The sequence below is a fragment of the Galbibacter sp. genome (genome assembly GCF_035306585.1).
Taxonomy (GTDB): Bacteria; Bacteroidota; Bacteroidia; order Flavobacteriales; family Flavobacteriaceae; genus Galbibacter.
The window spans coordinates 1-6,875 of the sequence record NZ_DATGNU010000075.1; the positions used below are offsets into that span (position 1 = coordinate 1).

The following is a 6,875-nucleotide window of genomic DNA, read 5'->3' on the forward strand; positions in this document are numbered from 1 at the left end:
TATTATACACTGTAACCAAATTATCTGGATAATTCTCAATCCCCTCAATTTCCCAAAAATCATTGATAGCATCCCCATTTGGAGATATTCCGTATTTAGTAGCAAGCAAATGATTTTCAGTAAATGCTTCAGTGGTGAATTGTTCTTCTATGCAAGCAGTGGCCTCACCCGCCTGGTTATAAGGGGTAACTCTTACATATATAATAGAACCTTCTGGAAAATTAGATGAGTGCGAGTAACTAGTCTCATCTCCTAGATCAAGATTATTCACAATTTCAGTCCCCATCGGAGTAGTACCTATGGAAATCCTATAACCTACAGCTTCTTCCACTAAGTACCATTGTATGTCTGTATCAATAGCAACTTGGCTTGATCTATCTAAAGGACTTATAAGCTGTGTACACGCTGGGATTTTTAGTAAAGTCTCGGTGGTAAATTGTTCTTCTAAACAAGCAGTGGCCTCACCCGCTTGGTTATAAGGGGTAACCCTTACATAAATGGCAGTACCTTCAGGAAAATTAGATGTATGCGAGTAACTAGTTTCATCTCCTAGATCAAGATTATTTACAATTTCAGTCCCCATCGGAGTAGTACCTATGGAAATCCTATAACCTAGAGCTTCTTCCACTAAGTCCCAATGTATGTCTGTATCATTAGCAACTTGGGTTGACCCATCTATTGGACTTATAAGCTGTGTACATGCTGGGGTTTTAAGTAACGTCTCGGTGGTAAATTGTTCTTCTAAGCAAGCAGTGGCTTCACCCGCTTGGTTATAAGGGGTAACCCTTACATATATAATAGTGCCTTCAGGGAAATTAGATGTATGCGAGTAACTAGTTTCATCTCCTAGATCAAGATTATTCACAATTTCAGTCCCCATCGGGGTAGTACCTATGGAAATCCTATAACCTGTAGCCTCTTCAACGGCATCCCACTGTATGTCTGTAACAATAGCAACATCGGAAGCATTATTTAAAGGATTGGAAAGTTGAGTACAACTCAAAATGCTACTGTATTCGTACGCCCCTAAATCAATATTGGCTGCAGTTAAACGACTTTCTCCAGCCAAATCTTCGGAATTTCCGGCATTCACATCTGAAACGCCATTGTATAATAAGGCTTTACCAGCATCAATAGCTGGACTTGCATGTTGAAGTTTAAAATCCCCTGACTCCTCTTCTATAAAAAGGGGTTCGACTCCGATTAAGTTATCCTGATAGACTCCAAGAGTTGGGGACACTTGTAAAAGGTTTTGAATGATCTCAATATTGAGGGAATTAGAATGGGCATCTTCTTGTACTGCAATATCCGGATTGGCATATGACATGCTCGCTAAGGAGGTATTCTTATAAAATATAGAATTATACAAGTTACTGGAACTCGACGGACCTATTAAAAATGCAATGTTAGTATTGCCAATAAAATCGACATTGCTCAAGGTGATGATTTCGCTATTATAAATTGCTCCACCACCATTTACAGCCTTATTATTCCAAAATACGGCATCTATGATAGCCATGGTTGCTGCACTACAGTAGATAGCGCCCCCATGAACTGAAGCCCGATTATCCTCAAAATAAACTTTAGATATTTTTACTTCATTAAAACTACCATATAGCCCACCTCCATTGGACACAGCTAAATTTTCCTTTAAAACACACTTTGACAGCACTAATGGGTCGTTGTTGTTATACACGGCCCCTCCATTTTCACCAGCTTCGTTCCCAGTAAAGGCGCAATCCTTTATGGTAAGGTTATCAAAATTCTTATAAATTGCACCACCATGACTCTGGCTATGGTTATTGGTAAATGTACAGTTTTCAATGCTGGTATTCGGTCCCCACGAACTAATGGCACCCCCAGGGTAATAAGACGTATTATTGAGGAATTGACAATTTACAATTCGCGTATTGTTAATGTGTCGGATATGAATTGCTCCACCAGCATTACCACCAGGATCATCTTTACGGATTACTTGATTTTCCTCGAATTTTGTATCCTCAATAAGGACATTATTTTCTCGAATATATATCGCCGAAGAACCTATGGAACTCTCAGAAACATTGTGTCTAAAGGTGCAGTTGCGAACCTTTACTTCAGATCCTTGAATTGTTAACGCACCTGCATAGTTACTACCAAATCCATTTTCAAAATAAACACCCTCTATTATTGATCCCATAGAAGAGTATTTTAGGTGCATTATACTTTCTTTATTTTGTCCATCCAGTATACTCTTATGCGTTTCAGGGTCCCTTGTATTTCCAGTACTAGAATAACCTCCTAAAATAATTAATGCCTTATCTATTTCCAAGGTAGTTGTAATGCTATAAACACCTTCCCTTAATTTAATAGTATCACCATCCAAGGCGTTTAAAACAGCATCTTGAATATTACTGGCATTTTGCCAACTAGTTCCATTTCCATTTGAATTAGGAGCAACATAAATGGCGGTCTGTGCTGATAGTCCAATTACATATAATAAGATATACAGGATAGTTAAAATTATTTTTTGTTGCATATGAATTTGGGTCAGGTAGTAGAGTTGAATAGAGGTAAACAGCAGTATGAGTTGCCGAATTAACAAGGGTAAAATTAGCATTCCATAGTACTAAGACCTATTGTAAGCCACATACTCCGCGTCTACAAAAAATCCATAAAACGTCTACAATGCGTCTACAAAAAATTCAATTTTCTATTAAAAGGCATTAAATGATTATATTTACTTCATGAGGAAAACCCTAACAATTTTAGCCACCCTCCTATCCCTACTACAATTTTCAAATATCCAGGCACAATCCATTATCATCGATTCCTTGAATAGGATCATTAAACAAGAAGAAAGTTCCAATTCAAAACGTATTGAAGCCTTGGCAGATCTGGCCAAAATCACAGCTAGAAACAACCAAAGAAACCATGCAATGGAATTGGCAAAGGATGCGCTTAAGTTAAGTTACTACGAAGATGACCCAGGATATACTGGCTTTGTTCAAGCTACCATTAGCTATCTATACTCCCAACAAGACAGCCTAAAGCATGCTTACAGTATTATGGATAGTGCCCTTGCAAATGCAGCACAAACAAATAATGTTATTTTAAAAGGACGCGTACTTCTGCAACAAGGTTGGCTAGAGAACCTTGTTGATAACAGGGGAAAGGCTTATCAATATATGCTCGATGCGCTTCGCTTATTTGAACAAAAAGAAGAAGAGACCTGGTTGTTTCAAAGTATTTTATACCATCATTTAGCATCCATTCAAGGTTATTGGAATTCTCCAAAGCAACAACTTCGGTATACCAAATTATGCCTAGAAACCGCATACAAAAGCAAAGACCCAGATGCCGTTGCAAACGCATATCTCAGCATGGGTTCGTATTACCTTTATAAATCTAGAAAGAAAAGGTCGCAACAACAGTTGGACTCCGCTATGTATTACTATAAGGCCATATTAGCTCTTACCCAAACAAACCAAAATCGAATCAAAAGTAAAAGCATTGAAGGAATTGCTGCTTTAAATATCGCCAATCTTTATTTTGAATTCTACCCACTATCATATAAGGATAGTGCAACCCATTACATCAATCGGGCACTTGCCAGAGCAAGGGAGTATGATCAACCACAAATTGTAGCCAATAGCTATGGAATTCTCAGTGAATATGCCTTAAAACAAAACGACTACAAAAAGGCAGAAGAGCTTCTTCAAAGGGCCATGACAGAAATTATCGCCAGCCCGTGGGGAACTAACAGAACAAAGTCTAGGATCAGCAACGCCCTATCCCGTGTAGCAGAAAAGAGAGGAGATCACGAGAAAGCATTGGAATATTACAAGCAGTACATGCGTTATGATCGTGAACTTTTTAATCAAGAAAAACATTCCATCACTCAAAAACTTGAGGTGGTTTACCAATCCGAGAAAAAAGAACTAGCACTCAGCACAGCCAAACAAGAAGCGGCTCTTAACAAGAAATTGAATCATCTTTATCTGATTCTAATTACTATTGGGCTGATCGCTCTATTCTTTGTCTTTCGAACCTACCATTTCCGATTAAAAAATGCCAAACAAAAACAGTTACTTTTAGTTGGTCTTAAAAGCGAAGCTGAACTACAAGCAAGTCTTAAGGAGGAAGAAGCTGCGCGATTAGAAGTTGAGCAGATACTGTTACAAGAACGGTTAGATCGATTAGAAAAGGAACTTTTAGCTGGCAAGTTGCATGTGGAGGAAAAGAACCAGTTACTTAGTAGTTTAACAGAAAAACTGAGTGGTTTAAAAAACACAGACCCCATGTATCAGCAAATCAAAAGACTGATTTCAAAAAATATCGAGGTGGATAAGGGCTATGAGGAAATTAAAACCGAGCTCACAGAAATACGCCCTGAATTTATTGAAGGATTGCAAAGCAAAGCAGATCAAAAACTCACGCGACTCGATCAGAAATATTGTTTTTATATACTAATGAGGCTTACCAACAAGGAAATTGCAGCTAAATTAAATGTAGATCCCAAAAGTATCCGCATGGCAAGATATCGAATTAAACAAAAATTGCAATTAACCAAGGATCAAAATCTCGATGAGTTTATACACAGCTTAGGAACCAAAGAAGAATAAATTATACACATAAAATAAAAGGCCAGAGCATAAGGTGATTATTCATCACCGATAACTCTGGCCTAAAGCAAGGTTAGGTTTCTATGGAGTTCGACAAACAATATAAATGAATAGCGCCTAGTTTACATTAGGAATAATAATATCATTTACATTACTTTTATAGGAACTGAGTATCTCAAGTACGGTTTCTTTTTGATCCTTAAAAAAAGTGGTTTCAGCACCAAAAAGATTCTCGTAATAGCTAATTCCCTCCATGAGATTACGCTTAAATAATTTCCATCGTTTTACTTTTACCCTGTTAATTCCCTCAAGATTGTTTTGAATATCATCTACTAAAAAATCAACATACAATTGCAGTTCTTTAATAAACATATGAGGACGGATGCCTTTTTTCAACACATTGGTGTATCCGTATATATGACGCACCATTTCCGAGAGTGAAATCTCCTTATCAAAATAAGCTAAATTGGGCCCTGGACAAATCACCACCCCTTGTTTTTCTCCTTTGATTTCCATTTCCTTCTCCATATAAGCAGGGTTGGCTAGGCCCACACACAGACACGATTTTACCGTGATACTATCGCGCTTAGCTTGTAAGGATTTATTGGTATAATCCGATTTCGATTCTTCTAACTCATTGATTTTGAGCTCTTGGTATTTTCGAGATGCCGTACAAATTCCCTCTTCCCCAAATTCTTTACTAAGGGCAAGATACTTTTTGGGACAAGAACTTCCTGGCCTTTGTTTATCAATGCGCATTTGCTTATAGAAATCATTACTAGCTCCTCTAAGGGTATTAAAAGGCACCCCTAATGGTGATAGTTCACTTCTATAAAGATCTTCTTCTTTAGCGCTCGCTAAAAGCTGACGTGTTTGCTGATCGATAGCAGTTGCCTCTGGAACTAATAGAAAGGGGCTACCCCATCCAACAGCATCTGTAGAATAGTGATCCAGAAGAAAATTGTGTTCTTCCGAAGTACCTACACCACCTTGTACCGTTATCTTAGTTTTTAGCGGTTGGTCTGGAACATAACATCCCTTATCCTTCAATGCTTTTATTAAAACTCCGTGAATACTTTCTTCCAATTCCGTTCGTCTTGTTTTAAATTCCTCCAGTATAGGGCCCAATAATAAACCATCTGTTGCAAAGGCATGCCCTCCACAATTGAGTCCTGATTCAATGCGGTATTCCGATACCCATACGCCTTTTTTAGCTAAGAAGTTCCCTTGGATCATCGCAGATCTAAAGTCACTTACCTTTAAACTCACTTTTTTCTTTAATTGTCCATCGGCATCTGGAAGAAAATCGCTAAAAGTACCTATGTAACTGTAAAGTGACGGATTCATTCCTGCGGAGAGAATCAAGGTTGATTTTAGGTTGCTCTGAGCAAAGCCTCTAAGGGAAGCGTGTGCATCATTATATATAGTATCTAAAGCAACCTTATTTCGAAAGTTTGTCTTATCCACCTTGGTCATTATATTAACATCAATAGCTCCAGGAGAAAGGTGCTCTTTAATAATCAAACTTGCGTGTTGTAAAAAATTCTCCGGTGAGAGCTCCTTAATCTTTTCTAGAATGACGGACTTAGGTGGCAACATTCCGATGAATTGATCTAATTCCTTTTTATTGGCGGAGAGTTCATCAAGGAAGTTTTGAAACTTTTCTTTAACCAACCGATCCAATACATTGAGATAAGCTGTTATCCTCTTGGCTCTATGATCGATTGATTTCGCAGAAATTGAAGTATATGGGAGTTGATGCTTTTTACAAAAAAAAGCGCGCATTTTTTCAGCCAAATCATCATCTACAATGGACACTACAGAATCGATTCCTTTAGATGCCACTCTTAATGGTGTATCGATGGTGTATGCCAATCCCATTACTGGAATATGAAAATTATGTGTCATACAAATAAATTACAATATAATGTTCACACAAAGGTTCAAATTGCAGTAGGCTTAAAAAATGATAATTATCATTAAAACCAAACTTAAAAGCCAAGAACCGGGATCGTTAAATGGTTGTTGAAATTTCTAGAGAAAGAAATCCAGTGATTATACTAGTGTTATGCATTGGTTGCAAAAACATTATCACTTGACTTTATGGCAAAAAAAATCCTAGTGTTGTTTAACACTAGGATTTTAAAAGAAGGCGGCGACCTACTCTCCCACTTTCGTAGTACCATCGGCGCTGGCGGGCTTAACTTCTCTGTTCGGAATGGGAAGAGGTGAGCCCCGTCGCAATAACCACCTTAAATCATAACTCTTACC

3 protein-coding genes and 1 rRNA gene are annotated in these 6,875 nt (G+C 37.9%); 1 reads left to right on the forward strand and 3 read right to left on the reverse strand.

The genetic code is table 11. The annotated features are described in order from the left end of the window. Positions 1-2,518 (reverse strand): right-handed parallel beta-helix repeat-containing protein (locus VKY50_RS07410; RefSeq protein ID WP_324300419.1); only part of this gene is annotated, 2,518 nt, incomplete at its 3' end. Between the two features lie 208 nt (positions 2,519-2,726). Here VKY50_RS07410 and VKY50_RS07415 point away from each other — a divergent pair. Further along, positions 2,727-4,604: a hypothetical protein gene (locus tag VKY50_RS07415; RefSeq protein WP_324300420.1), complete on the forward strand. Its 1,878-nt coding sequence runs from the start codon at positions 2,727-2,729 to the stop codon at positions 4,602-4,604. 117 nt (positions 4,605-4,721) lie between these two features. On the opposite strand, the gene VKY50_RS07420 is transcribed toward VKY50_RS07415, so the two are convergent. Both VKY50_RS07420 and rrf read right to left on the reverse strand, forming a co-directional pair. Further along, entirely contained in the window at positions 4,722-6,512 is a 1,791-nt protein-coding gene (locus VKY50_RS07420) for a hypothetical protein (protein WP_324300421.1), read from the reverse strand. A gap of 239 nt (positions 6,513-6,751) precedes the next feature. After that, positions 6,752-6,859: ribosomal RNA gene (gene rrf, locus VKY50_RS07425) — 5S ribosomal RNA — on the reverse strand. Between the last annotated feature and the right edge of the window lie 16 nt (positions 6,860-6,875).

What these genes read in the sequence shown, in the direction of transcription:
- VKY50_RS07415 (WP_324300420.1), top strand. Translation starts at nt 2,727, where the DNA reads ATGAGGAAAACCCTAACAATTTTAGCCACCCTCCTATCCCTACTACAA.
- VKY50_RS07420 (WP_324300421.1), bottom strand. Translation starts at nt 6,512, where the DNA reads ATGACACATAATTTTCATATTCCAGTAATGGGATTGGCATACACCATC.